The 26,275-nt window shown below is 29.8% G+C and carries 25 protein-coding genes and 1 other annotated feature; of the genes, 17 read left to right on the top strand and 8 right to left on the bottom strand.

Annotated features, from left to right (window positions below):
* The first annotated feature begins 3 nt into the window (after positions 1-3).
* The 5 genes from KQI41_RS00730 to KQI41_RS00750 all read left to right on the top strand — a co-directional run bounded on the left by KQI41_RS00730 (position 4) and on the right by KQI41_RS00750 (position 6,468).
* Positions 4-1,452: an aminoacyl-histidine dipeptidase gene (locus KQI41_RS00730; protein ID WP_216584593.1), complete on the top strand. Its 1,449-nt coding sequence runs from the start codon at positions 4-6 to the stop codon at positions 1,450-1,452.
* 111 nt (positions 1,453-1,563) lie between these two features.
* The gene (locus KQI41_RS00735) at positions 1,564-2,964 is read left to right on the top strand and encodes a sigma-54 interaction domain-containing protein (RefSeq protein ID WP_154439555.1); all 1,401 of its coding nucleotides are present in this window, start codon (positions 1,564-1,566) and stop codon (positions 2,962-2,964) included.
* A gap of 345 nt (positions 2,965-3,309) precedes the next feature.
* Positions 3,310-3,951: a cyclodeaminase/cyclohydrolase family protein gene (locus KQI41_RS00740; RefSeq protein ID WP_154439554.1), complete on the top strand. Its 642-nt coding sequence runs from the start codon at positions 3,310-3,312 to the stop codon at positions 3,949-3,951.
* Positions 3,952-3,984: 33 nt separating this feature from the next.
* Complete coding sequence (gene ftcD / locus KQI41_RS00745; RefSeq protein ID WP_326828315.1) at positions 3,985-4,908, top strand: glutamate formimidoyltransferase; 924 nt, start codon at positions 3,985-3,987, stop codon at positions 4,906-4,908.
* A gap of 75 nt (positions 4,909-4,983) precedes the next feature.
* Positions 4,984-6,468 carry a YjiH family protein gene (locus tag KQI41_RS00750; RefSeq protein ID WP_154439553.1) on the top strand — a complete coding sequence of 495 codons (1,485 nt, stop codon included), beginning with the start codon at positions 4,984-4,986 and terminating at the stop codon, positions 6,466-6,468.
* Positions 6,469-6,504: 36 nt separating this feature from the next.
* Here the strand turns inward: KQI41_RS00750 and KQI41_RS00755 are convergent, their stop codons facing one another.
* Entirely contained in the window at positions 6,505-7,368 is an 864-nt protein-coding gene (locus KQI41_RS00755; RefSeq protein ID WP_216584594.1) for a LysR family transcriptional regulator, read from the bottom strand.
* 113 nt (positions 7,369-7,481) lie between these two features.
* Here KQI41_RS00755 and KQI41_RS00760 point away from each other — a divergent pair, with 113 nt between their 5' ends.
* The 3 genes from KQI41_RS00760 to KQI41_RS00770 all read left to right on the top strand — a co-directional run bounded on the left by KQI41_RS00760 (position 7,482) and on the right by KQI41_RS00770 (position 10,461).
* On the top strand, positions 7,482-8,840 hold the full coding sequence (locus KQI41_RS00760) for an MATE family efflux transporter (protein ID WP_154439552.1): 1,359 nt from the start codon (positions 7,482-7,484) through the stop codon (positions 8,838-8,840).
* A gap of 40 nt (positions 8,841-8,880) precedes the next feature.
* Positions 8,881-9,108, top strand: a complete 228-nt coding sequence (locus tag KQI41_RS00765; protein ID WP_154439551.1) for a DUF896 domain-containing protein — start codon at positions 8,881-8,883, stop codon at positions 9,106-9,108.
* A 114-nt stretch (positions 9,109-9,222) separates the two neighbouring features.
* Positions 9,223-10,461, top strand: a complete 1,239-nt coding sequence (locus KQI41_RS00770) for a metal-dependent hydrolase family protein (RefSeq protein WP_326828314.1) — start codon at positions 9,223-9,225, stop codon at positions 10,459-10,461.
* Between the two features lie 40 nt (positions 10,462-10,501).
* Here KQI41_RS00770 and ytaF read toward each other — a convergent pair whose 3' ends face one another.
* Positions 10,502-11,122, bottom strand: coding sequence for a sporulation membrane protein YtaF (ytaF, locus tag KQI41_RS00775; protein ID WP_154439549.1), 621 nt, complete (start codon positions 11,120-11,122; stop codon positions 10,502-10,504).
* 374 nt (positions 11,123-11,496) lie between these two features.
* Between ytaF and KQI41_RS00780 the strand changes: the two genes are divergently transcribed.
* Genes KQI41_RS00780 through KQI41_RS00790 form a run of 3 tightly spaced genes read left to right on the top strand, consistent with a single transcriptional unit; the run spans position 11,497 to position 14,769 of the window.
* Positions 11,497-12,276: an ABC transporter ATP-binding protein gene (locus KQI41_RS00780; protein ID WP_154439548.1), complete on the top strand. Its 780-nt coding sequence runs from the start codon at positions 11,497-11,499 to the stop codon at positions 12,274-12,276.
* Positions 12,277-13,902: a hypothetical protein gene (locus KQI41_RS00785; RefSeq protein ID WP_154439547.1), complete on the top strand. Its 1,626-nt coding sequence runs from the start codon at positions 12,277-12,279 to the stop codon at positions 13,900-13,902.
* Between the two features lie 12 nt (positions 13,903-13,914).
* The gene (locus KQI41_RS00790) at positions 13,915-14,769 is read left to right on the top strand and encodes an AAA family ATPase (protein WP_154439546.1); all 855 of its coding nucleotides are present in this window, start codon (positions 13,915-13,917) and stop codon (positions 14,767-14,769) included.
* Positions 14,770-14,826: 57 nt separating this feature from the next.
* Here KQI41_RS00790 and abc-f read toward each other — a convergent pair whose 3' ends face one another.
* Positions 14,827-16,707: a ribosomal protection-like ABC-F family protein gene (gene abc-f / locus KQI41_RS00795; protein WP_154439545.1), complete on the bottom strand. Its 1,881-nt coding sequence runs from the start codon at positions 16,705-16,707 to the stop codon at positions 14,827-14,829.
* A 287-nt stretch (positions 16,708-16,994) separates the two neighbouring features.
* Here abc-f and KQI41_RS00800 point away from each other — a divergent pair, with 287 nt between their 5' ends.
* Positions 16,995-17,492 (top strand): GNAT family N-acetyltransferase, encoded by a 498-nt coding sequence (locus KQI41_RS00800; protein ID WP_195837936.1) that lies wholly within the window; start codon positions 16,995-16,997, stop codon positions 17,490-17,492.
* Between the two features lie 138 nt (positions 17,493-17,630).
* On the opposite strand, the gene KQI41_RS00805 is transcribed toward KQI41_RS00800, so the two are convergent.
* From KQI41_RS00805 to KQI41_RS00825, 5 genes are all read right to left on the bottom strand, one after another.
* Positions 17,631-18,716 (bottom strand): uroporphyrinogen decarboxylase family protein, encoded by a 1,086-nt coding sequence (locus KQI41_RS00805; protein WP_154439543.1) that lies wholly within the window; start codon positions 18,714-18,716, stop codon positions 17,631-17,633.
* A gap of 45 nt (positions 18,717-18,761) precedes the next feature.
* Positions 18,762-19,520 carry an ABC transporter permease gene (locus KQI41_RS00810; RefSeq protein WP_154439542.1) on the bottom strand — a complete coding sequence of 253 codons (759 nt, stop codon included), beginning with the start codon at positions 19,518-19,520 and terminating at the stop codon, positions 18,762-18,764.
* Positions 19,521-19,625: 105 nt separating this feature from the next.
* Positions 19,626-20,696, bottom strand: a complete 1,071-nt coding sequence (locus tag KQI41_RS00815) for an ABC transporter substrate-binding protein (protein ID WP_154439541.1) — start codon at positions 20,694-20,696, stop codon at positions 19,626-19,628.
* Positions 20,697-20,717: 21 nt separating this feature from the next.
* Positions 20,718-21,509: an ABC transporter ATP-binding protein gene (locus KQI41_RS00820; RefSeq protein ID WP_154439540.1), complete on the bottom strand. Its 792-nt coding sequence runs from the start codon at positions 21,507-21,509 to the stop codon at positions 20,718-20,720.
* A gap of 302 nt (positions 21,510-21,811) precedes the next feature.
* On the bottom strand, positions 21,812-22,813 hold the full coding sequence (locus KQI41_RS00825; RefSeq protein WP_195837935.1) for an aminopeptidase: 1,002 nt from the start codon (positions 22,811-22,813) through the stop codon (positions 21,812-21,814).
* A gap of 181 nt (positions 22,814-22,994) precedes the next feature.
* Here KQI41_RS00825 and KQI41_RS00830 point away from each other — a divergent pair, with 181 nt between their 5' ends.
* From KQI41_RS00830 to KQI41_RS00850, 5 genes are all read left to right on the top strand, one after another.
* Positions 22,995-23,363: a hypothetical protein gene (locus tag KQI41_RS00830; RefSeq protein WP_154439538.1), complete on the top strand. Its 369-nt coding sequence runs from the start codon at positions 22,995-22,997 to the stop codon at positions 23,361-23,363.
* A 14-nt stretch (positions 23,364-23,377) separates the two neighbouring features.
* Positions 23,378-23,917, top strand: coding sequence for a DUF2087 domain-containing protein (locus KQI41_RS00835; protein WP_154439537.1), 540 nt, complete (start codon positions 23,378-23,380; stop codon positions 23,915-23,917).
* Positions 23,918-23,964: 47 nt separating this feature from the next.
* Complete coding sequence (locus KQI41_RS00840) at positions 23,965-24,252, top strand: DUF2087 domain-containing protein (protein WP_326828313.1); 288 nt, start codon at positions 23,965-23,967, stop codon at positions 24,250-24,252.
* Between the two features lie 33 nt (positions 24,253-24,285).
* Entirely contained in the window at positions 24,286-24,786 is a 501-nt protein-coding gene (locus KQI41_RS00845) for a hypothetical protein (RefSeq protein ID WP_154439536.1), read from the top strand.
* Positions 24,787-24,913: 127 nt separating this feature from the next.
* Positions 24,914-25,174 (top strand) — a binding site (T-box leader).
* Positions 25,175-25,285: 111 nt separating this feature from the next.
* Positions 25,286-25,828 (top strand): GNAT family N-acetyltransferase, encoded by a 543-nt coding sequence (locus KQI41_RS00850; RefSeq protein WP_154439535.1) that lies wholly within the window; start codon positions 25,286-25,288, stop codon positions 25,826-25,828.
* Positions 25,829-26,275: the final 447 nt, after the last annotated feature.

Genomic DNA, 26,275 nt, shown 5'->3' on the forward strand with positions numbered 1-26,275 from the left:
AAGGTGGGTAAATTAGAAGGATTAAAACCAGAAAGGGTTTTTTGTTACTTTGAACAATTAACACAAATACCTAGATGTTCCTATGATGAAAAAAGAGTAAGTGATTATATTAAAAGTGTAGGAGAAAAGTTAGGACTTGAAACTATTCAAGATGACACACTAAATGTAATCATAAGAAAACCAGCTACTCCAGGATACGGAAATTCTCCAGGAGTTATTATACAAGGTCATATGGATATGGTAGGTGAAAAAGAAGATGATAGTAACCATGATTTCGCCAAAGACCCTATTTCATTAAAAATAGATGGAGACTATATATATGCAGATAAAACTACTTTAGGGGCAGATAATGGAATTGCCATAGCCATGGGTCTTGCAATACTTGAAGATAATACACTGGAGCATCCTGAAATAGAACTTTTAGTAACTACATCAGAAGAAGTGGAGATGGAGGGAGCTTTAGGTCTATCTGAAAATGTTCTAAAGGGGACGAGATTGTTAAATGTAGATTCAGAGGAAGAAGGAGTTCTAGTTACTGGCTCTGCTGGTGGAGAATTAATTGAAGTAAGAATTCCTATAGAATATGAAGAAGTAGAAAATTATTCAGCTGTTCATATAGAAGTAAGAGGCTTGTTTGGAGGACACTCAGGTATGGAAATTCACAAACCTAGAGGAAATTCTAACAAGATTTTAAATGATATAGTGGAAGAACTAAAAGATGGTTTTGATATAAAATTAGTGTCTATCAATGGTGGAACTAAGGATAATGCTATTCCAAGACAAACATCTGTTACAGTTGGTGTAAAATCAGAAGAAATATCTAAATTTATAGACAAAGTAGAAGAAATCAAAGAAAAAACTATAAATAAATATAAATCAGAAGAACCAGAAATAGATGTAGCAGTATCTAAAGGAGAAGAAGTAAGCAAGGTAATAGATAACAAAGCCTTTGATGCTTTAACTCTGCTTCTTCACAATATTCCTACTGGAGTATATACTATGATTCCAGACAATAAGGAAATAGTAGAAAGTTCTAGTAACTTGGCCATATTAAAAATAGAAGATGAGCAAATTATTATTCAAGTATCTACTAGAAGTTCTACGGAAAGTGTATTGATGGAACTACGTGAAAAGATTGTAGATGAAATAAACAAAACCCATTCTAAATGCAGTATAAGTGGAAATTATCCAGAATGGGAATACAATCCTAATTCAAGACTAAGAGATACAGCACTTGAAATATACAAAGATATGTTTGGAAAAGAAATGGAATCTACAGTTATTCATGCAGGATTGGAATGTGGGGTACTTGCTAAAAAATATCCTAAATTGGATATTATCTCCTTTGGTCCTAATATGTATGATGTTCACACTCCAAAGGAAAGACTTAGTATATCATCTACAGAGAGGACCTATGAATATTTAATTAAACTTTTGACTAAATTACAATAACCGAGTAAAAGGCTAGTTGGAGAATAGATTTTCTAACTAGCCTTTTTATATAGTCATAGCCTTATGATATAATGTTATATAATTAATAATGCTGTTAAAAGAGGTGTTAATATGGAAAATGTCAAAATGTGTTTAAACCTAAATAAGATTAAAGATATATTTAATTCATTAAATTTAGGAGTTCATGTAGTGGATTCTAAAGGTGTAACAATTTTATATAATAAGGCCTGTGAAGAAATAGAAGGAATTGAAAGCAATTGGATTGTGGGAAAGGATATGAAAAATCTAGTAAGTGAAGGTGTTTATTCTGAATCTGTTGCTTTGGAAGTTATTGAAAAGGGAGAAGTAGTGGGGAAAACCCAGAAAGCAAATGGAAAAAATATTTTTTCCACAGGAGTCCCAATTTTTGAAGATGGACAGCTGATAAATGTAGTTGTAAGTGTTATGGACATAACAAGTATAGAAAATTTGAAGTTTCAATTAAATGAACTAAGAAGCGTAAATATAAGGATGCAAAGAGAGCTAGATATATTAAATGCTAAGGAAACAGAAGATAATTATATGATAGCCAAAAGTAAAGTTATAAAGGATATACAAAACTTAGCTCTTAGAATTGCCAAGGTAGATTCTACAGTATTGATTACAGGAGAATCGGGAGTAGGAAAAGGGGTTCTCAGTAAATATATACATGAAAATAGTCTTAGACAAAAAGGAAATTTTATAAAGGTTGACTGTTCTTCACTTCCTGAAAGTCTAATAGAATCGGAACTATTTGGATATGTAGAAGGAGCATTTACAGGAGCTAAGAAAGAAGGGAAAATAGGGTTGATTCAGTTGGCACATAAGGGGACTCTATTTTTAGATGAAATTGGAGAACTGCCACTTAATCTACAAGTAAAGCTTTTATCTGTAATTCAAGATAAAGTATTGCAAAAGGTTGGGGGTACAGAGAATATATCTGTAGACACTAGGATTATAGCTGCTACAAATAAGGATTTACATCAAATGGTAGAAGAAGGAAAGTTTCGTAGCGATTTATACTACAGATTAAAGGTTGTTCCAATTGATATTCCTCCCTTGAGAGAAAGGAAAGAAGACATAGTTCCATTGATTAAGTTTTTCCTAGAAAGATTAAATGAACATTATAATTATGATAAAAGAATTTCTTCAAGGGCAATGCAGTTACTAATTAGTTATGATTGGCCGGGAAACATACGTGAGTTAGAAAATGAAATTGAAAGATTAGTTGTAACGTCTGAAATGAATCTAATAAGTGAAAGAGATATTTTAAGTGGAGATATAGGCAAAATTAGAACTATGGCATTAGATGAGACTAAATCCTTTAAGGAAAATATCTATAACTATGAGAAAGTATTATTAGATGAATATATGTATAAGGCAGGAGATATACATGAGTTAAGCAAAATGACCGGATTAGAAGCCAGTACCTTAAGAAAAAAGGCAAAAAGACTTGGGATTGACCTTAAATTCAGCACGGGAAAAAATTCCTAATTGGCAGGAAAAAATTCCTCAACCTTAAAATTATACGTTTTGAAGGTTCTTGTAGGTAATTGAAGTTTTAAGAGAGAAAAAAATCTTCTGAATAATTAATTTAATAATATATAAAGAGACATATTATTTAAGATTAAAGTATTTTTTAGAACTTTACAAAAAGATATAATAATTATATATCTGTTCAAAATAAGTAAATTACCATATCATCTAAATATTAGATATAAAAATAAAACTTCTTTCAATAATTATTGAAAGAAGTTTTATTTTTGGCATAAGTCTTGCTATATATAAGGGCAGTGGTTAGAAATAGCAAAGTTATATATTAATATCGGAGGTGCAATAATGTTTATTGATAAAAGTTTGAAACAGTATGCCTTAGATACTAAGAGTAGTGATCCTACTCCTGGAGGCGGAAGTGTATCAGCTTATGTAGGAACACTTGGATCAGCTTTAACAAGTATGGTTGGTGGATTAACATTTTCTAAGAAGAATTATGAAGAGTTACCAGAAGAAGTAAGAACTACCTTAGAAACAAATGAAAAAGAATTAGAAGGATTATTTGAAGAATTAGCAAATATAGTAGACGAAGATACAAATGCTTTTGATAAAGTAATGGAAGCATTTAAAATGCCAAAAGAAACAGATGAAGATAAAAAGGCTAGATCACAAGCTATTCAAGATGGATATAAAATTGCATTGGAAGTTCCTTTAAAATGTGCAGAGAAATGCCATAGAGTATTGGAATTACAAGATGTTTTTGCGAAGTATGGAAATGTAAATGCTATAACTGATATAGGAGTAGGTGTATTATTAGCTTATTCAGGATTAGAAGGTGCATTATTAAATGTAACTATTAATCTAGGAAGCATAAAAGATGAAGAATATAGAAATACAATATCAGCAGAAGTATCTTCATTATTGAATTCAGCAAAAGAATTAAAGGAAGCATCCTTAAAAGTTGTTTATGAAAGGCTTAATGGCTAGAAACATATAAATTTATATTAAGGAGAGATAATAGTGGAAAAGAAATTCATACTTGCAGTACCTAATTTTAGTGATGGTAGAAGACAAGAAGTAATAGATGCAATTTCTGGTACAATTAAAAATAGAGAAGACGTTAAACTTGTTACTTGTGAACCAGAACATGATTTTAACAGAACGGTTTTAACAATAATCGGAGAACCAGCTCCATTAAAAGAAGCTTTATTAGAAATGGCTGCAAAATCATATGAGTTAATTGATATGACAGTTCAAGAGGGAACTCACCCAAGAATAGGTGGACAAGATACAATTCCTCTATTCCCATTAATGAATACAACAGTAGAAGAGTGTAAAGAATTAGCAGAAGAAATAGGAAAAGAATTATTTGAAAAACATCAAGTACCAATATTCTTCTCTGGTGAAAATGCTAGAACAGAAGATAAAAAGAGTATTTCATATATAAGAAAAGGACAATATGAAGGATTAAAAGCTTTATTAGATGATCCTAATCATCCAGACCATGAAGCAAGACGTCCTGATTTATCAGTAGACGGAAAATTAAGTCCTGAATTAGGAGCAACTATAGTGTCTGCAGATAAAGAAGGTTTAACTGCATACAATGTATTCCTAGCTACAGAAGATGTAAATATAGCTAAACAAATAGCAAAAGCTGTAAGAGGGCCAAGCGGTGGATATTCAACAGTAAGAGCAGTAGGAATCAAGTTCCCAGAAAGAGAAGGAGTAGTTGTGTCAATGAATATGTTTGACTGTGCAAACACTCCACTTTATAGAACTTTTGAATTAGTTAAACTTGAAGCTCAAAAATATGGTGTAGCAGTAACAGGTTCAGAATTAGTAGGACCAGTTAAATTAGAATACTTATTAAATAACTTAAATCATTATTTAGGATTACAAGGATTAAAGCAAGAACAAATATTAGAAACTCACTTAATGGGTTAATAAATATAAGGCTGTCCATCTAGGAACGTAAATGGACAGCCTTATACATGTGATTCAAATAACAGAAAGAAGAAGGTGACAGAACTGAAAACAATAAATTTAAGCAAAAACAAAGACTATGATTTAAGTCAATTAGATTTAAATGATCCCAAGGTTCTAGACTCTATTGAATTAGATAGAAGAGACTGGACAATGGGAGCTATAAAAGCATTTATAATTTCAGCAATAGCAATATTTGTGTTTTTCGTACCTATAAATGGGGGAATTCCATTTGGATATATTTACCAAGGTGCAATATCAATTGTAGATTCACTAATAGTTATTAATGGACAGGCTGTTGGAGCATTATTATTATGTACAATTGTACTTATGAGTACAGGAATTGCAAGTGTAATTGGAAAATTCTTTTCAAAAAAGGAAAGTAAGCTTTATAAGTATTTTGAAGCAGATTCAATCATACATCCATTTTTATATTTAGCAGGTGGAATATTTATATTACTTTATTTCTTAAATAAAATTGGTGTTTATTCTGCACCAGAAATGATAGTTGGACCATCAACAGGTGAAATGGTAATACCTGGAGTAGTTATAGGTGTAGCATTTATTATTCCAGTAGGAGCATTCTTTATTCCTTTCTTAACTGATTATGGCTGTATAGATTTCTTTGGAGTTCTTTTAGAGCCTCTAATGAGACCATTGTTTAAGACACCGGGAAAATCAGCAGTTGATGCCTGTGCTTCTTTCGTAGGATCAACAACTATGGGAATTATAATTACTAGTAGAATGTATAGAGGAAATATATATACAGAGAAAGAATCATCTATAGTGGCTACTTGCTTTAGTGCGGTTTCTGTAGGCTATGCTCTGTTAGTTATGGAAACAGCAGGAATAGGTGAACACTTTATAAAGACTTATTTTGTATCATTCTTATTAGCCTTTATATTAGCTGCTATTTGTAGTAGATTGTGGCCTTTAAATAAAAAGAGAGATGTATTCGCAAATGGAAAAGTGCAAACAGATGAAGATAGAAAAGAAGCTTCATTAAAATTTGGACCTTCAATGTTAAAGGCTGGTGTAAATAGGGCATCTGTCAGAGCTCATACATCAGGTGGAATGTTTAAGAGAATAGTTGATTCAGTTGTGGATTCATTTCCTGTATTACCAAAGGTTATTACTTTATTATGTTCCATAGGTATACTAGGTATGATTGTTGCAAAATATACTCCAGTATTTGATATAATAGGATATGCTTTTTTACCTTTAACTAAATTGTTAGGAGTACCAGATGCTCAAGTTGCAGCAACAGCAATTCCAACTGGAATTACAGAGATGTTTATTCCAGTATTAACTATTGCAGATAAGGTAGCTCAGTTACACATTAAGACAAGATTTTTTGTAACTGTAGTTTCAATGGTACAAATTATATTCTTAGCAGAGTCAGTAGTTGTAATTATGAATACAGGACTTCCTTTAAAATTCAAAGAATTAATGATTATATTCTTACAAAGAACCATAATAGCAATGCCATTTGCTGCATTGTTTATGCATATACTATTTTAAAATAAATACCATGTCTAGAATTTCGAGACATGGTATTTATTTTATATTATCTATAAAATTAGTTGCAACAGTAGACAAATTACTATCTTCTAAGGTTATTATAGATACTTGAGAAAATAAGGATTCATTGTCTATGATTTTAAACTTTAAGTTATTTGCTAAAACCAGGTTTTTAGATGACATTGGAACAATAGCAACACCTAATCCAGTATTTGCCCATAGAAGCGAAGTTCTAGAATCATCATTAATACAGAATATATATGGATTTACATCAAGTTTTTGAAATGCAGATACTATTATGTTTTCAAATCGACGATAAATAATAAGAGGTTTTCCATCTAAATCTTTTATGCTGATTTTAGAATTTATTTTATCTAAATCATTATCCTCTTTATATGCAGCTATCATAGGTTCCATTTCTAAATAATGAGTATTTAGTCCTGTTTTATCAAAAGGAGTCCTTACAATTCCTACTTCAATAACTCTTGAAAATAATAGATTAATAATTTCAGGAGTTATACCTTCATAGACTTCATATTTGATATTGTTATATTTTTTATGAAATCTAAGAAAAGTATTTTCTAGGAAATCAGCATCTATTGCAGATATAGTGCCTATTTTTAGAGTACCTTTAAATCCTGATTTACTGTCTTCTAGTTCTTTTCTTATGGAATTTTTCAATTCAAGAATATTATTTGCCTTAGTATAGAGAATTTCACCTGCTTCTGTCAAGGTGATTTTTCGAGGTCCTCTATGAAACAACTTAACATCTAAGTCATCCTCTAGATTTTTAATATGGTTACTAAGGGCAGGCTGTGCAATATGAAGTTTTCTTGCAGCAGCTGTAATATTTCCTTCATTTACAACAGTAATAAAATATAAAAGTTGTTTTATATCCACGTCAACCCTCCCTATATAATAAAATATATACATTCCATAATATATTGATATTTTAATTATATATTTATTCATGTTAAACTACAATAGTATAGATGGAAAAGGAGTGAAAGTATATGATAACAGATATGACAAGGGGAAATCCAACTAAGACTTTAATAGCATTTACTTTTCCCATGTTAATTGGAAACCTATTTCAGCAATTATATAATATAGTAGATTCAGTTGTAGTTGGAAGATATGTAGGAAAAAATGCTTTGGCAGCAGTAGGCTCGTCTTTTATGCTTATGAACTTTTTTTCCTTTGTTATAATAGGTTTATGTATGGGAGCAGCAGTAGTATATTCCTATTATTTTGGTGAGAGGAATTACTCAAATCTTAGGAAAACTATATTTATATCATTTTCATCCATAGGGATTTTTACTATTGTATTATCTATTATATTAGTATTTACTACAAAGGGTATGCTAAACCTTATAAATACACCAGAAGAAATATTCTTAGACTCACAAAAATATTTACAAACCATATTTGCAGGATTGATATTTGTTTACCTATATAATGCTTGTTCAGCTTTACTTAGATCCATAGGGGATTCAAAAACACCTTTATACTTTCTAATATTAGCGGCTATAATCAATATAGTACTAGATTTATTATTTGTCATAGTTTATGATATGGGAGTATTTGGAGTTGCATTTGCCACTGTAATTGCTCAAGGAGTTTCATCTATTTTATGTTTAATATATGGGCTCTGGAAAATAGAATTTATAAGGTTGAAGAAAGAAGATTTAGTATTTGATAAAGGTATATTTGCAATGGTAAGTAAATTTAGCTTTCTTACATCTATTCAACAGTCCATAATGACCTTTGGAATGGTATGTGTACAAGGTATAGTAAATACCTTTGGTTCAGATACTATTGCGGCTTTTACTGCGGCAGGTAAGGTAGACTCCATAGCATATTTGCCAGTTCAAGATTTTGGAAATGCCTTTGGAACATATGTGGCACAAAACAAAGGAGCTAAGAAAAATGACAGAATAATTCAGGGAGTAAAATCAGCCATAAAAACTATAATAATATTTTGTCTTATAATGTCCATAATAATATATATGAGTTCAAGCAGTCTAATGAGAATATTTGTAGAGGCAAGTGAAGTAAATGTAATTAAATTAGGAGTAGAATATTTATCAATAATATCTGTTTTCTATGTTCTAATAGGATTTTTATTTATGTTTTACGGATTTTTCAGAGGTATTGGTGAATTAAATATATCTTTGATTCTTACAATAATTTCATTAGGTACTAGGGTACTTATGGCTTATATACTTTCAAGTATTCCATCTATAGCACAAAGAGGAATATGGTGGTCTGTTCCCATAGGTTGGGCTTTAGCCGATGGAATAGGATTTATACTGTATAGAAGGACAAAGCACAAAAAACTACTTATTGAAGAAGATAGTCCTAAGTGTTAAAATCTAATTAAGTATCAAAATCAAGAATTGGAGAGATTGTATGGAAGAATTAATAAAAAGAATAAATGAACTTTCTCATAAGTCTAAAACCATAGGACTAACAGATGAAGAAAAGGAAGAACAACAAAAATTGCGTCAAGAATACCTTAAAATATTTAGAGGAAATATGAAAAGGACTTTAATGGAAGTCAAAGTAGTAGATGAGGAAGGCAACGATGTGACTCCTGAGAAGTTAAAAGAAGAACAAAGAAAAAAACATATGAACTAGTTAAATAAATTCCCTTAGTTACAACAACTAAGGGAATTTATTTAAGTGATTTTTAATAAAAACATGGTATAATATTGGTGATTGATATATTTAAATTATAAGGAGGGGGTTTTTGTGAATAAAATCATATTCACTGGTGGGTTATTAATAAATGGTACTGGAGAAGTAATAGAAGATTCTATGGTAGTAGTAGAAGCTAAAAAAATTAAATATGCAGGACCTAAGTTGGATACAGAACAAGAAGGTACAGTAATTGATATAACTGGAAAAACTATTATGCCAGGTTTAATAGATACACACCTTCATTTTAGCGGTAATTTAAGTGATGACGATAATGAATGGGTACTTGAACCAGCAATTCAAAAAACTGTAGTAGCAGTGGCACAAGCAAAAGAATCCTTAGAACATGGTTTAACTACAGTAGGAGAAATCTCTCGTTCAGGTATACATATTAGGAATATGATTGAAAAAGGAGTTATTGAAGGGCCAAGAGTAATAACAACAGGACTTGGTTTTTGTAGAACTGCTGGACATGGAGATTCCCATAGACTGCCTTTAGAATATAATAATGACTCTCATCCTTGGGCAGAAAGAGTAGATGGACCTTGGGAATTAAGAAAAGCCATTAGAAAGAGACTTCGTGAAAATCCAGATGCAGTTAAGATATGGTCTACTGGTGGAGGAATATGGAGATATGATGCTAAGGCTGATACTCACTATACAATGGAAGAAATACAGGCAGTAGTTGATGAGTGTAATATGGTAGGTATACCTGTATGGTCCCATGCTGAAGGCTATGAAGGAGCTTTAAATTCATGTAAAGCAGGAGTAGATTCTATTATTCATGGACAAGAATTAAATGAAGAATGTTTAGAGATTATGAAGGAAAAGGATATAACATTCTGCCCTACACTTCAATTCTTCTTTGAATGGTTTACAGTATATGAGCCGCCATATAGACCTATACATGATCAGTATCCAGGAAATACAACTGCGGAAAAAGAGTTGAACCGTATAATTGATAATTTACAAAATGCCAATAAAAAAGGAATTAGAATTACAGTAGGTTCTGACTCCTTCTGTAGTAGCTTAACTCCTTATGGTAAATATGCAATTACAGAAATGTATGCACTAAATAAGGCAGGGTTAACAGAAATGGAAGTAATACTTGCTGCAACTAAAAATGGAGCAGAGATGTTAAAGGTAGATAAGATTACAGGAACTTTGGAAGAAGGAAAGTTTGCAGATATAATAGTTTTAAAAGAAAATCCTTTATTGGATATTCATAATATTTCTGTTGATAATATGGAAGTAATTATGAAGGAAGGACAGTTTGTAAAAAAATTAATATAAAAATAAATAAGTCCTATGTCAATCAGCCATAGGACTTATTTTAAACTAATTTTAAAATTGCTAATATTATTAGTAGAATACCAGATAACCAAGATAAATTGATTTTTGTCTTTTCCATAATCTTTTTTCCGATAAAGATTCCGCTGTAAATAGAAAGTAATCCTATAATTAAAGATAATCCTATTACATGAATATAATTAATATTACCTAGACTACTTCCAAAACCTACAGCCAATGAATCTAGTGAAAGGGCAGTGGCAAGATATACTGCTTCCTTTGCATCAAGTTTTTTAGATAGATTAAAATCTGCTTTAGTTTCATCGCAATATACATCTATCATTATCCATATATCAAATAGTTTTATTTTAACTTTCTCATTTTCTTCTAACTTCTTTTCCAAATAGGTTTTAATAATACTTTCAAATAAATAATATATTCCAAGTAGCATTAGTATAGAAAAGCTTAATATTAATGTAATATTATTAGGGAGTATTTTTTTTATTTGAGAGCCAAAGAAAATAGAAACACCTAGGAAAAGTGAACAAATAGTATTAATAATTAGGATTGACCTAAATGGTATCTTTATTTTATTTGTTCCGTAAGCAATACTAGCTACGAAAGAGTCTAAAGATAATACCAATACTAATAGTATAACTTCCATACTCACACCCCTATCATTTAAAACTAGTATTATTTTATTCAAATTACTAATATATGTGATGAAATAAGGAGAGATTGTAATATTAGCTAATCTACTTTTATATAAATAATATAATTGATTAAAGAATAAATATAGCTACCATATTGCAAGAGCTTTTCGTATCTACATTATTAAGTTATAAAAGATTAACAGATATGGCAATTTTATTTTAAATAATAAAAATAGAATTACCTCTTAATTATAATTAAGAGGTAATTTTGATGACTATTTTAGTAAATTTAAAGATAGGATAGAGGATTTGAAAAAATAAGGTGAGATTTAGTAGAATTCATTATGTTATAATATAGTAAATAAATTTCTAGGGGGATAAAAAAATGGAATCAATAGTAACCATAAGGAATTTAAGTAAAAGCTATGGAGATAAAGAAGTACTAAGGGATATTAATCTAGATGTACATAAGGGAGAAATCATAGGGTATATTGGACCAAATGGTGCTGGTAAGAGTACGACTGTAAAGATAATGTTAGGTTTAGTTGGAGACTATTCTGGAGATATAAGGATATTTGGTGAAGATATAAGAGATGGAAAAGTAGACTATAAGAAGAAAATTGGATATGTACCTGAGACTGCTGAAATTTATGAAAACCTTACAGCTAGAGAATATCTAACTTTTATTGGAGAGCTCTATGGTATGAAATATGAAGAAGCAAATAAAAAAGCTGGGAAGCTAATGGATTTATTTGGGGTTAAAGATGTTTACGATGCTAGAATTAGCTCTTATTCTAAGGGAATGAAGCAAAAGGCTCTTATAATATCAGCCTTAATCAATGATCCTGAAGTTCTATTCCTAGATGAACCTTTAAGTGGAATGGATGCCAACAGTGTTATGGTATTTAAGGAAGTATTAGCAGAATTAGCTAGAAAGGGAAAAACTATTTTTTATTCTTCTCATATCATGGAGGTAGTAGAAAAAATCAGCAGTAGGATAATACTTATAAATAATGGAGAAATAGTAGCAGATGGAAGTTTCAATGATTTAAAGGGTACAACTATGGATAGTTCATTAGAGGAGATATTTAACCAATTAACTGGATTTAATGAACACGAGAAAATAGCTAAGGAAATAGTGGCTACCATAGAAGAGGTGATATAGATGAAGGATTTTGGAGTATTGAGATTCTTAGATGTTTTCAGGGGAGTATTTGAAAAAATGGGAGTAGATTATCCTGTTATGCGAAAGATACTCAATGTAAAGCTAATATTAGATGGAAGAAGAGTATCTACCATTTTAAGCAATGAAAATAATAAGAAAAAGGTAAAAGAAGATAATGACAAGAATAATTTTCTAAAATCTTTATGGACATATGTTTTAATGGGAGCATTCTTAATTTTATTTATAGTAGTTGGAGATAATTTCTTGTTTCAAATGAGCTTTGTATTTGGAGTAATTATTTTTTTATTGATGACTTCTTTAATAGCAGATTTTAGTTCTGTACTGCTGGATATAAAGGATAAAGAGATACTGCTTTCAAAGCCTGTAGATAGTAAGACTTTAAACATGGCTAAAATATTACATATATTTATGTATATTACAGTTATTACTATGGCTATTTCTGGCCCTTCGCTTATTGCATCTATAATAAGACATGGGATAACTTTCTTCTTAATATATTTGGTAGAAGTAATTTTGATTGCATTATTTATAATAATACTCACCGCCCTTATTTACCTTGTAGTTCTTAGGTTTTCCAGTGGCGAAAAACTAAAGGATATTATTAACTATGTTCAAATAGGTTTAGCCATAGGAATGTCACTGGGGTATCAATTAATAGGCAGGATTTTTAATTTCATAGATATAAATAATTTAGAATTTAATCCAAGCCCATGGAAATACTTTTTTCCACCATTATGGTTTGCAGCACCCTTTGAGTTAATATTAAAGGGTAATAATCAAAGTTATATTGTAATTTACTCTATACTTGGAGTGTTAATTCCAATCATATCTATAGTAATTTATATAAAATTCATACCTATATTTGAAAGAAATTTACAGAAGTTAAATAGTGCAGAGGGGCAGACTAAGGATAAAAGCAAAGTTAATATTTTTATATCTAAGGTAGTTTGTAAAGATGAAGAGGAAAGAAGTTTTTACAAATTTGCTACTAGTATGCTAAAAAATGAAAGAACTTTCAAGTTAAAGGTTTATCCAAGTTTGGGAATGGCAATTATATTTCCATTTCTTATGATGTTTAGTATGAATAGAAGTCAAATCTCAAATATTTCCAATACGAAGAATTATTTATGGATTTATATGGTTTTTGCAATGATTCCTAATATATTAGCCTTTTTAGGGTATTCGGGAAATTATAAAGGGGCATGGATATACGAAACTATACCTATTAAAAATAAAGCAGCTATTTATAGAGGAACTGTTAAGGCAGCAATTGTTAATCTATTTGTACCAGTATTTATTTTAGTTAGTTTAATATTTTTAATTATATATAAAATGCAGATAGTTGAACAAATTATAGTGGTTGGAATAAATATGCTGCTATTTATCATTATAGAATTTAAAATATTAGATAAGAAGCTACCATTTTCCAAAGCCTTTGAAGTAACAGAAGGGCCAGGTGGATATAATATTATAATAGGTATCCTTATAATGGGAGTATTTGTATTGGGACACTATATATTGACTAGAATTCCTTATGGTGCATATATTTATATTCCAGTTGGATTAATTGCAACTAAAGCAGTCTGGAAAAAATGTATTAGTTAAAGGAAGATGATAATGATTTATTTAAATGCTTTTACATTTCCAAATAAGGACATGGAATTTGATTTTTTTCTAGGGATAAAAAGAACTTGCTATGACTCCTTTTATCCATTTAATATATTATCAAGAAATAAATTTGAAAGAATTGATTTTCAGCCAATTACAATTTTATATGGAGGAAATGGTTCAGGAAAGTCAACTGCATTGAATGTTATAGCAGAAAAAACAGGAGTCAATCGTGATTCTATCTATAATAAATCTAATTTTTATACCGACTATGTCAGTATGTGTACAATGGAGATTAGGACTGAGATTTCTGAAAAGAGTAGAATTATTACTAGTGATGATGTATTTGATTATATGTTTAATATCCGTAACCTTAACGAAGGAATCGACCAAAAACGAGAAGAACTTTTTGAGGAATATTTGGATTCTAAGTATTCTCACTTTCAAATGAATTCCATAGCAGATTATGAAAAATTAAAAAAGATAAATGACACTAGAAGAAAAACTCAATCTCGTTTTGTAAGAAATGAATTAATGGATAATGTACGAGAATATTCAAATGGTGAAAGTTCCTTTTTATATTTTACGGAAAAGATAGAAGAAGACGGACTTTATTTATTAGACGAGCCTGAAAACAGCCTTTCTCCAAAACGTCAAATGGAGTTAATGAAATTTATTGAGGACTCAGCACGATTTTTTAAATGTCAGTTTATTATATCAACACATTCTCCTTTTCTTCTTGCTATGGCTGAGGCGAAAATATATGATCTTGATGAAAATCCAGTTGTAGTGAAGAAATGGACAGAACTAGAAAATGTGCGTACATACTATGAGTTTTTCAAGAAATATGAAAGTGAGTTTTAAATAATATATCCCTTAATCGTTACGATTAAGGGATATATTATTATTGTTTAATGATGTTTAGATTTGAAGGGTCTCCCATAATTCATAAGAGTCCTCCAGTTGCTTTTCAATTAATTCTTTTTGGGCAAATAATTCATATAATTTATCTGCATTATCGCTGTTTAAAGCCATTTCTTCATCAATCAGTTTTAATTTATTTTCAAATTCTTCAATTTCCTTTTCAACCTGTGCTATTTTAAAGGTATTAGGTTTTTTAGGTGGTTTAGTTGGAATGGCTTTAACTGGCTTAGATCCTTTTATTATAGGTTTTACAACTATTTCCTTTTCCCTTATTTCTAAATATTCATCATATGGTACAGGATATAGTTTAGCTTTAGATTTATCTAATACCATTATCTTTGTGGCTACTTTTTGTACAAAATATCTATCATGGGAGACAAATAAAATTGTGCCATTGAAATTAGAAAGTGTTTCTTCTAAAACTTCCCTAGAATCAATATCCAAATGGTTAGTAGGCTCATCTAGAATCATAAAATTCACTTTATCAAGTATTAAAGAACATAATTTAAGTCGAGATTTTTCACCACCAGATAGGGATTTGATTTTCTTATATACATCATCTCTAATGAATAACATTTTTGCCAGTTCAGACCTTGCTTCTGAATTGCTGATATTATGTTTTGCAGCAAAGTAATCAAGAATTGTCATATCTTCATCTTCAAATACTACATTTTGTGGTAAATAGCCTAATTTTATACTGGATCCTATGGTAAAGTTCCCATTATCAGCTTCAATTTCTCCAAGTATAATTTTCAATAAGGTTGTTTTTCCACCACCATTTTCTCCCATTATACATAACTTATCCTGATAAAATAGAGTAAAGGATATATCTGAAAATAATTTTTTCTGAGGAAAGGATTTTTTCAAGTTTTCTACATTAAGAACAATCTTTCCAGAACGATTTACTTTTTCGGCAGAGAGTCTAATTTTGGAATCTTCCAATGTTGGTCTATCTACTACTTCTACTTTTTCCAATCGTTTTTCAAGCTCTTTAGCACGTTTATACATCTTTTCACTATCTCTCATGGCACCCCAAATTCTATATCTTTCAATTTGCTGTTCCATTCTCTCAATTTTTCTTTGATTATTTATATAGGCATTATATTCTAACTCAAATCGCCTTTGCTTTTCCTCAACATAGTAACTATAATTTCCATCATAGATTTTTGTACCTGTAGGTTCTAACTCTATAATTCTATTGGCAACTTTATCAAGGAAACTTCTATCATGTGAAACCATAAGAACTGTACCATTATATCCTAATAAAAATTCTTCCAACCATTCAATGGATTCTATGTCTAAATGGTTAGTAGGCTCATCTAATAAGAGTATATCTGGATTTTCTAAAAGTAATTTTGCTAAAAGAACTCTGGTTTTTTCACCACCAGATAATTGTTCAAATAATTTATTTCTAAAATCATCTGGTATGAAAAGTCCATTACATACTTTGTTTATATTGATTTCCATAGTATATCCGCCACAGCGTTCAAATTCCTCCATGAGAAGACCATAATTTTTCATTTCAATCTCTAATTCTTCACCAGATAAATTTTTTAATCTTTCCTCAAATCCTTTTAATTCTAGCTTAATATTAAATATATTTTCAAAAGGCATTTCAAGGATTTCTATTACAGTAGTATCCTTGGAACATTTGAATATCTGGTCTAAATATCCAATTCTACTTCCTTTTCTAAAGCTAATATTTCCTCCATGATAATCTTCAATGCCCATTAGTATCTTCATTAAAGTAGTTTTTCCGCATCCATTCTGTCCAATCAACCCGACCCTTTCATTACTGTGTAATTCAAAGGATATATTTTCAAAAATCTTATTTGCTCCATAATATTTGATTAAACTATTTATACTACATTCAATCATATGTACCACCTCACTTAGTTAAATTATATTTGAAGAAATATTCATAGTCAAGGATAGGAAAGATCACAATAAATCTTTCAAAATCAATTATCTATCTCTTTTCTTATAATTGTAGTCTGTAGGAATGGAAAAATAAAGATTAATAAGATATAATATAAAAAGATGTACCCAAATTTTAAAAAGAAAGGGTGTTTTTTATGAGAAATATAACTAAATTATTAAAGCATAGTGCAAGGAGGGTGCACTCACTTTAACCCTCCAAAATGAAGATTTTAGGAGGAAATATTTTGGTAGATAATAAAATTATTATTAGAGAAACAAGTAGAGATGATTTAGATAACATCATGAAGCTATGGAATAATGGCGAAGTAATGAAATTTGTAGGTTTTCCTCATGGCTTGGGAACAACTATAAAGAATCTTGAAAAGTGGATTATACAGGCAATAAAACTACCATATCGTTGTCATTATTCTATTTATTTAGAGGATGGTACTTATTGCGGAGAAACATTTTATAATACCGATGTAAATACTAAAACAGCTGCATTAGATATTAAATTATTACCCATTGTCCAAGGTAAAGGAATTGCTTCAGAGGCATTATTATATACTATAGATAAAGCCTTTGAAGAAGGAAAGGCTGAAAGAGTATATGTGGAGCCACATAAAGATAATATAAGTGCATGGAAACTTTACGAAAGATTAGGGTTCGTCAGCAAACCTCGACCTGTTTACCTTGAAGATAATGATGTCTATTTAGAGATTGAAAGAGATGAATGGATATAAAGATTTTTATAGTATAAGTTATATCTTAAAAATGTAAGTGACATTGTTCAATATATGAAAGTCTTCTAAATGTAAAACATGGGTTTTATAACAGTCTTTAAGGCTGATATAAAACCCATATTTTTAGTAGATTTTAGATTATTTGCTATAATGTTCTAAAAGATACTTTACCTTTTCTGGATCAACAGGGTAGCCTACTTCTCGAACAGTTTCCATCATGGCTTCAATATTTTCTGAAGGAGTATCTATAGGTAAACTGCAACCAGACATAACAACATAACCTTTAGGTGAATCATAACCTTCCAAAATACATTCTAAAGTTTTGACATGAATATCTCTTGGAGTTCCAATATACATAATCCCACTGGGGTCAACATTTCCTAGAATTTTTGTTTGGTTACCAATCGTATTTTTACAATCTTTTAAGCTTGCTACATTATCTATACTCATACCTCCAATACCTATGTCAGCAAGATCCTGCCAAATTTTATCAGTTTGACCACATATATGAATAATGGGGCTGCTACCATAGCTTTTTATATAATCAACAAGTTCTTTTAAGTATGGCAGAGAAAATTCTCTAAAGGTATTAGGACTAATTACGGTACAAGAGGACATGGGTTCAGATATTGTAGGATTTAATCCAATGTCCATAGAAGCTTTTACATAGGCCTTACATGTTTCTAAGGAAATCTTACAAAGTTTATGTACAGCCTCTGGATTTTTATATATAAGTTTTAATGTTTCATTCACTCCGAAAAGGAAAAAGGCATTGGTAAAAGGACCAACAACTCCTGCGGAACATTTTATCTCATCTTTTGCAAGATCTCGTAAGTATTTCATTGCATCTAAATATATAGGCAATCGACCATCCTTATATGGATTGGCAGGAGTTAATGTGTCAATGTCTTCTATACGAGAAATTGCAGGTTTTACTAAATCCACAGTATCATCATCTGGTAAGATGACAGTCGCACCCATGGCTTCTGCCCAAGTAAATAAATCAGTAAAGATACGTAAGCTATCACATCCAAATTTACGATATGCTGCCATTTGTGCTTCAGCAATAATCTTAGGATTATGATTGAACTCGGAAATTTTACAACCATAAATTCTTGCTACTCCATTGGCAATATTGGGATTGCAGGGCAATCTATCTACTTCCACACCATTTGCAATAGCTGCTCCTCTTTCAGCTGGAGTCATAAGATCAGTATTAGACATAAATATAACCTCCTAAATAACAATTATAGTTAAGTGATAAAAATATTAGTCGTTTATAGTCCAATGAAGAATTTTGGATTTCATTAAATCAAATAGGTGCATTATGCAAACTAAAATTAAAGCCATAAATATAAAACCAACAATTACAAGGTCAAATCTAGCAAAATCAGAATAATACTGGACAAAATATCCCATACCAGAAGTTGCACCAAACATTTCTGCAACAGTTAGCATTACAAATGAAAACTTAAGTGCAATGGCACAGCCTGATAATATAGTAGGTGAGGCAGCCGGAAGTATGACTCTAAACATCCTTTCTGCACCTTTTATTTCTAAAGTAGCTGCATTTTCTAAATACTTTTTATCAATAGTAATTACTGCGTTAATTGTTGTACCTAATATTGGCCAAAATGATCCTAAAAATATAATAAATATAGATGCTATTCGAAATGATGGAAAAATATGAATTGCAAATGGTGTTAAAAGTGTAGCAGGAACTGCACTAAAGCCATTGATGTAGGGGGTGATATTCTTTCGAAGCAGTTTATTTAATCCAATAAATACACCAATACTTATTCCTAAAATAACAGCTGTAACATAAGCAGGTACAAGAAGACCCAAGGAATTTATTAGACCCAATATAAGCTTGCTAAAGTGTGTAACAAATCCTGGAATAATTTTACTGAATCCTGGAAATAAAAAAGGGTCAAATATTCCAAGGAAATCCGTTCCTAATCCATAAAATAGCACTATTCCAATAAAGATAAGAATAACCCCTAATCTATCGGATATAAATTTTTTCATATAAGTATACACTCCTTTTAAATATTAAATTACCAAGGTTTTCATCTATAAAAACAGCAGAGTTGATATATACATATCAATTCTGCCATAGATAAATACTATGAATTAAAAATTATTACTGTTAAATTCAACTAGTTTATCTTTAAAAAATGTGTTATCAGGATAGTCATTTATTAGAGAATCCAAAGCTGATTTATAATGATTTATATCTATATGATCTTCAATTTTAATTGCAGGATCCTTGATATAACCAAAAGACTGCATTTTTTCCCACATCTTTATTACGCTATTTTTGTAAGGATCAGTTTCATAAATCATATGTTCACTAAGTAAAAAACTTTCTGCAGTTTCAACAGACATATCTAAATTTTCAACTGTCAATTCAACAACACGACTCATATCATGCTGCATATCTGCTTCAGCTCTTAAATAAGCACGGAGTAATCTTTCTGCTGCTTCAGGATTTTCCTTTAACCAGCTAGTTTTAGCAATCATACGACAACATGAATGGTTTGGCCACAGTTCATCAGGCCATAAAACTATTTTCATTCCTGCATCAGCAATTTGAAGTTCAAAGCCTGTGGAAACTGATCCAAAGTCAGCTTCACCATTTCTTACTGCTTCCATTACATCTGTATTCTTTTTCATTTCGATAAATGTGACATCTTTTTCTAGATCAAATCCTGCATCATGTAAGATACCTTTTAATACAATATCAGGTGTACCACCTCTCATGATAGCAATTTTTTTACCACGAAAATCTTCCACACTATTATATACAGTATCAGGCATTGCAAAAACAGGAGTTGCTCCAATAATCATATAACCACCAAATATAGTAAATTCTTGACCATTTGCAATTTGTATCAAAGGACCACCTGTACCGTAGGTAGAAATAACATCTACCTGTCCTGAACTTAGGGCAGAAAAGGCATCTGAACCGTTGTTTATATAAACAAGATCAACATCTACTTTTTCTTCTTCTAAATATCCTTTGTCTTCAGATAAAAACTGAAATACTTGACCAGATGTTGCTTGTGCTGCTAATTTAACTTTAAGGACTTCATTATCTGATCCTAAATCATTGGAACTAGCGTTTAGGTTTTTCGTAGAACAAGCAGTTGAAAGTAAAGATACTACAATCAATAGTAGAATAATTTTTGCTTCTTTTTTCATCATTACACCCCTTATGTATTTTTAATATGTATTACTAGATTTTTTCTGAACTTCATCGTATATGATTTTTATTAGCTCATTTCGTAACTCCATTGCATTAGGATCATCGTAAATAGACTTACTATCTAGTTTCTTTTCTCTACAAAAAGAATGACTATGTATAATTTTACTTGGAGATTGACCAAATATAAAAATATCTGTTGCTAGAAGTAATGCTTCATCTACATCATGAGTAACAAAAAATATAGTTTTTCTATTTACAGTTTCCTGTTTCCATAAATCTAAGATTAGATTTTGAAGATTTGATCTAGTGACTGCATCTAAGGCACCAAAGGGTTCATCCATTAAAAGGATTGGAGGGTCAATGCTGAATGCACGAGCAATTGCACAACGTTGCTGCATACCTCCCGACAGTTCCTTTGGAAGTTTGTTGAAAGCAGACTCATCAAGACCAACATCTTTCATTCTTCTAAGAGCTTCTGCTTTTCTATCAGATGCACTCATATCTTTAAATTTTTGTTTGATTGCTATCATAATATTTTCACCAGCACTCATCCAAGGGAATAAACCACTATCTTGAAATACCATCCCTCTTTGTAGACTAGCATTTGTTAGTGGTTCATTTCCAATAGTGATTTTTCCTGAACTTGGTTTCTCTAAACCAGCCAGTAAACGAAGAAAAGTGCTTTTTCCACAACCAGATTGACCTAACAGACATACAAATGAACCCGATTTGACTTCAATATTAATATCAGCCAATATAGCATCTTTGTCATAGGAAAAGCTTAAACCATTTACAGATATATCCATCATAATTTTCCCTCCTTATTTAGTATTACATCTGCAATTTAAGTTATAATAAGTAAGGATTTATCAACACAAATCATAAGATTAAACTGATATGTATTTAATAGCAAATTACTAGATTAACACAACATAGTAGAGTATATAGTAAAAGAAAAACTTTGTCTAATAATTATTGTTTATAAGAAAAATTATGATATTGGTAAATCTTATAATTAATAGATTTACATTTTTATTGTAATGAACTAGGTGCAGATGTATATACTACCAATGAAGGAAGGCTACAAAGGGAATAAAATCAATTGCAGCAGTTAACTAAATATTATATCATCACAGGTAAATACAAAATCCATATGAAATGGACAGTTGTTTTCTCCACCAAATAAATGGTTCATTCCCAATCCTATATGATAAGTACCTAAGGATTTTTCGTCAATAGACGAAATACCTGTTAAATCTTTGACTTCAGGATTTAGTCCGATTCCAAACTCACATAAGATTCGAAAATTTTCTGGTAGTGAATTAAAAAATTCAGTTAATTTTTTAGAAGAAGACTTCATAAATTTACCATCTTTAAAGGTCATAAGTACATCTCTATATATTTGTCCCTTTAAATTTACCATGGAGACTAGTAAATCTCCATTACTATTATTTTCTATAGGAGCTATATAAACTTCACCTGGAGGAAAATCTCCACACCCATCATCTATAAACCATTCCCTATTATTAATATCTAATTTTAATGAATATTCTTTTCCAGTGAGTATTTCTATACTATTTTTATCTCTAAGGCTTTCGACTTTTTCTTTACAAAATTTTTTTAATTTAGGAAAATTTACAGACAGAGCATTACATAAAGCCCAGTTATAAATATCATAATCTAAACCTGCCTTAGAGGCATTTATTTCTGTAGGAACGTTAATCTGTATATAATACTTTTTATTTTCAGTTAGAGAGTTGAACAATTCACCTAAATATTTCTTGAATTTAGGTATACTCGATTCAGAAACTCCATTGGGTAAACTAGGGGGATACATGAATATATCTATTACTTGATTAAAAGAAGATAGATACCTTAAGTATTCTTCAGGAGTTTCTAGATTATTGTCAATTAAATTTAAAACTACTTTTTCAAAAAAAGAATTTGAGCAATGATGTTTAGAAGGAATGATTCCTTTTTTACTTAAATTCTCTGAAATCAAATCTAAAATTTTTAGATCTTCATTATCACCCCAAAAGTTCAATAAAACAAAATCTCCTTTTTCAAAGGGAAACCCTTCACAAATATTTGGAATAATGTCTGTAAATTTCACATCAATACCTCCTGTTAAGTTTATTTTGATATATATCAAATTATATTTTAGTACAAAACCTCTTTAGAATCAATTTAATTTTATATATATAGAATTAAATGTTATAAAAATATATAGATATATATTGAAATAGAAAACACAATAGTATACAATAAGAGTATAAATCATAGGGGGGAATATGATGAAGGATATAAATTGGTTAAAGGAAAATTATTTGAACTTTTTAGAAGAAAAACAAGAGAATTATAAAACAAACATAGAGGAACTACGAAAAAAGGAATGCTTAGATGAGGCTAATTTAGACAAGATAAGACTAAATATAGTTGAGATATTTTATAAAATGTTTAATATTAGTTTCAGTGATAAATCTGTAGACTTAGAAGAAAAATATCTAGATTTCTTTCATAAGATAACAAAGTCTTGGTATATAAATAAAGAAAAAGCTTTAAAGTTTGGGGAGGAAAAGGAAGTAATAATAGAAGATATAAAAATACAGGAAGCTGAAGAATTGAAAAGTCGATTTAAAGAATATTTTAAAGAGATATATTGATTAGGAGTGGTAAAATGAACTCATTAGAGATTTTCAAATGCTTGGCAGATAGCTCTAGATTAAGAATTATAAATAGTTTAATGATAGAGCCTATGTATGTGGAACTACTGGCTGAAAGATTAGAACTATCTGCTTCAACTATTTCTTTTCATCTTAAAAAATTAATGGAAGCTAATATAGTATCATGTAAAAAAGAGCAATACTATACAGTTTATAGACTAAATGAAAAGATATTTTCAATGAATCTTAAAGATTTAGTAAAGGATAATAGAAATGAAGAAGAAATCTTAAATCAAAGAGAAGAAAAATATAGACAAAAAGTAATAGAATCTTTTTTCAAGTACAACAAACTAAAGGATTTGCCAGTACAGCAAAAGAAAAAACAAATAGTTTTAGAAAAAATAGTAGAAAGTTTTGAAAGAAATAGGACTTATACAGAAAAGGAAGTCAATTTAATAATAGCAGATTTTCATGACGACTTTTGTACCATAAGAAGAGATTTAATAGGATTTAATCTTATGGAAAGAGAAGATGGAATATACAAAAGAATATAGAGCATAAATTTGATTTAGATAATACTTTGTAGAAAGGAGGGAATTCAGTGGGAAACAGTGGAGTTGAAAAGTGGATGAAAGAAAATAGAATCATTAATTTCCCCAGAAGGAAAAGTGACAAAATAAATCTTTTTTACTATTTAACTAATTTAGAGTTTGAAAATGGAGTAGAGTATACCGAAAAAGAAATTAATCATAAATTAGTTAATTACTATGAAGATTATGCCTTGCTACGTAGATATCTTGTGGATTTTGGTTTATTAGAAAGAAGCAAAGATTGCTCTGTATATATCCGTAAACAGGATAGAGAATATGTAGCAAATAATAATCATTAATATTATTTACAAACAATTAAATTGGATATTATGATGAATGAAGCAGTCACTAAATTGGTAGAAGCTTTATTTATAGCAAATGGTGAATATATATCCCATGAAAAATGGATTCTTCATTTTAGCAGAAGTCTTCCGTGGACACCTACAAAATGGGATATAAAAATTTCCGAGGCAATGAGTACAGGAGATTTATCACAAGAGAGTTTAATTAAAAGGCAAAATAATATTGAAAAATTATGGGAAGAAATAGACTCATACATTATAAAAAAAGAATGTCCTAATTTTAAACTTAAAGTTATGCAGAAAACCTTTTACGATTTGCTCCAACTATTGAGTAGTAATGATTATATAACAATTGAAGAATGGAGTAAAAATGCAAGTAAATCATTACTATTAGCAGAACCTTTTTTTAGTTGTGTAACGGCTATAGATGGTAAGATTATTTTTGATAAAGAAAAAGCTTTATCCATAAAACCAGAGGATTTATATTACTGGCATTATGAAATACTAGAAAAAGCCTTAATGAAAATATAGTATCTATTAATCTAAAAGTAAGGAGTATCATTTATTTTGTAGGACTATTAAATCTATTTTTAAAAATCAAAAAATTATATTGACTTTTGGTGCATAATAAAATATCATAATATAAACGAACACGAACAAAATGACGTTGACGAGGAGGAGTACATACTCACCTGAAGCATAGAGAGAAGATGGTTGGTGAAAATCTTCGTGAAGGAAGTGTGGAAGTAGCCTTTGAGTTGTGAACTGAAAAGATATAATCCTAGTAGGTTTCAACGGAATTTTCCACCGTTAAAAGGAAAGCAATATCAGATAATATATTTTATCTCGTATTGACAGAGTGCAGATAGTCATATCTGAAATTAGGTGGTACCACGGACATATATAGTTCGCCCTAAGCTTTAAACATTAAGGCTTGAGGCGGACTTTTTATTTTGTCTTATGAATGGTTGAAAGAATAGCATATATTTTAATGAAATAAACAAATAAAATTATATAAGGAGGATTAATTATGATTTATGATAAAGAAAATAAAACAATTACTACTGAGAGGCTAGTACTAAGGATATTTGAAAAATCTGATGCAGAAACTGTTACTAAGCTTTGTAATAATTATAATATTTATAAAAATACATTATATATACCTTATCCATACTCCATAGATTGTGCTTTATTATGGATACAAGCTCACGTTGATAACTTTGATGCTGACAGGTTATATGAGTTTGCTATTACAGATAAGGAGAAAGGAATATTATATGGTGCTGTAGCATTATCTAATAATCAACGATTTAATAATGGAGAAATAGCATATTGGATTGGTGAAGAGTTTTGGGGAAATGGATATGCTACGGAAGCAAGTAAAGCTATTTTAGAATTTGCCTTCAATGTTAAAGGGTACCACAAAGTATACGCCCGTTATTTTGCTTCAAATCCTGCTTCTGGTAGAGTTATAGAAAAGCTAGGTATGGTAAGAGAAGGAATTTTAATTGACCATGTAATGAAGGATAGTCGATACGAAGATCTTATATATTATGGTATTATAAACTCATAAGTTTTTAGAGTTTCTAATGAAAAATATAAGCTAAAAAGAGAATTTACTTGTAAATATTGGTACAATGATATAAGATATGTTCATTATAGTTATAAAAGGAGAATCTTATGAAAAAACTAATTTCAAACATTGTAGGGTAATATAATTTAATACCAATCTTAAAAATACTTTTCACTTATTAAGTATACAAGTTTATTTTATGTATAGTTTAATACTATTATTTTATAATGTAGTTATAACTATTGTACATAAAAATTGTATTTACGATAGGTTTATTAAGGTTGATTTTTAAGATAATCAATGTTAAGAAATAGTTTTTGCATTTATACCTTTTATAAATTTATGCTATAAAAAATACAATAAATTGATTATATTTTTTAAATTGCATACTTCTATATTTGTTATGTTATTAAATACCATACTTAATGTATGGATTTTTTGTATAAT

Origin of the sequence: Tissierella pigra (assembly GCF_018917845.1) — a bacterium.
Classification (GTDB): domain Bacteria; phylum Bacillota; class Clostridia; order Tissierellales; family Tissierellaceae; genus Tissierella; species Tissierella pigra.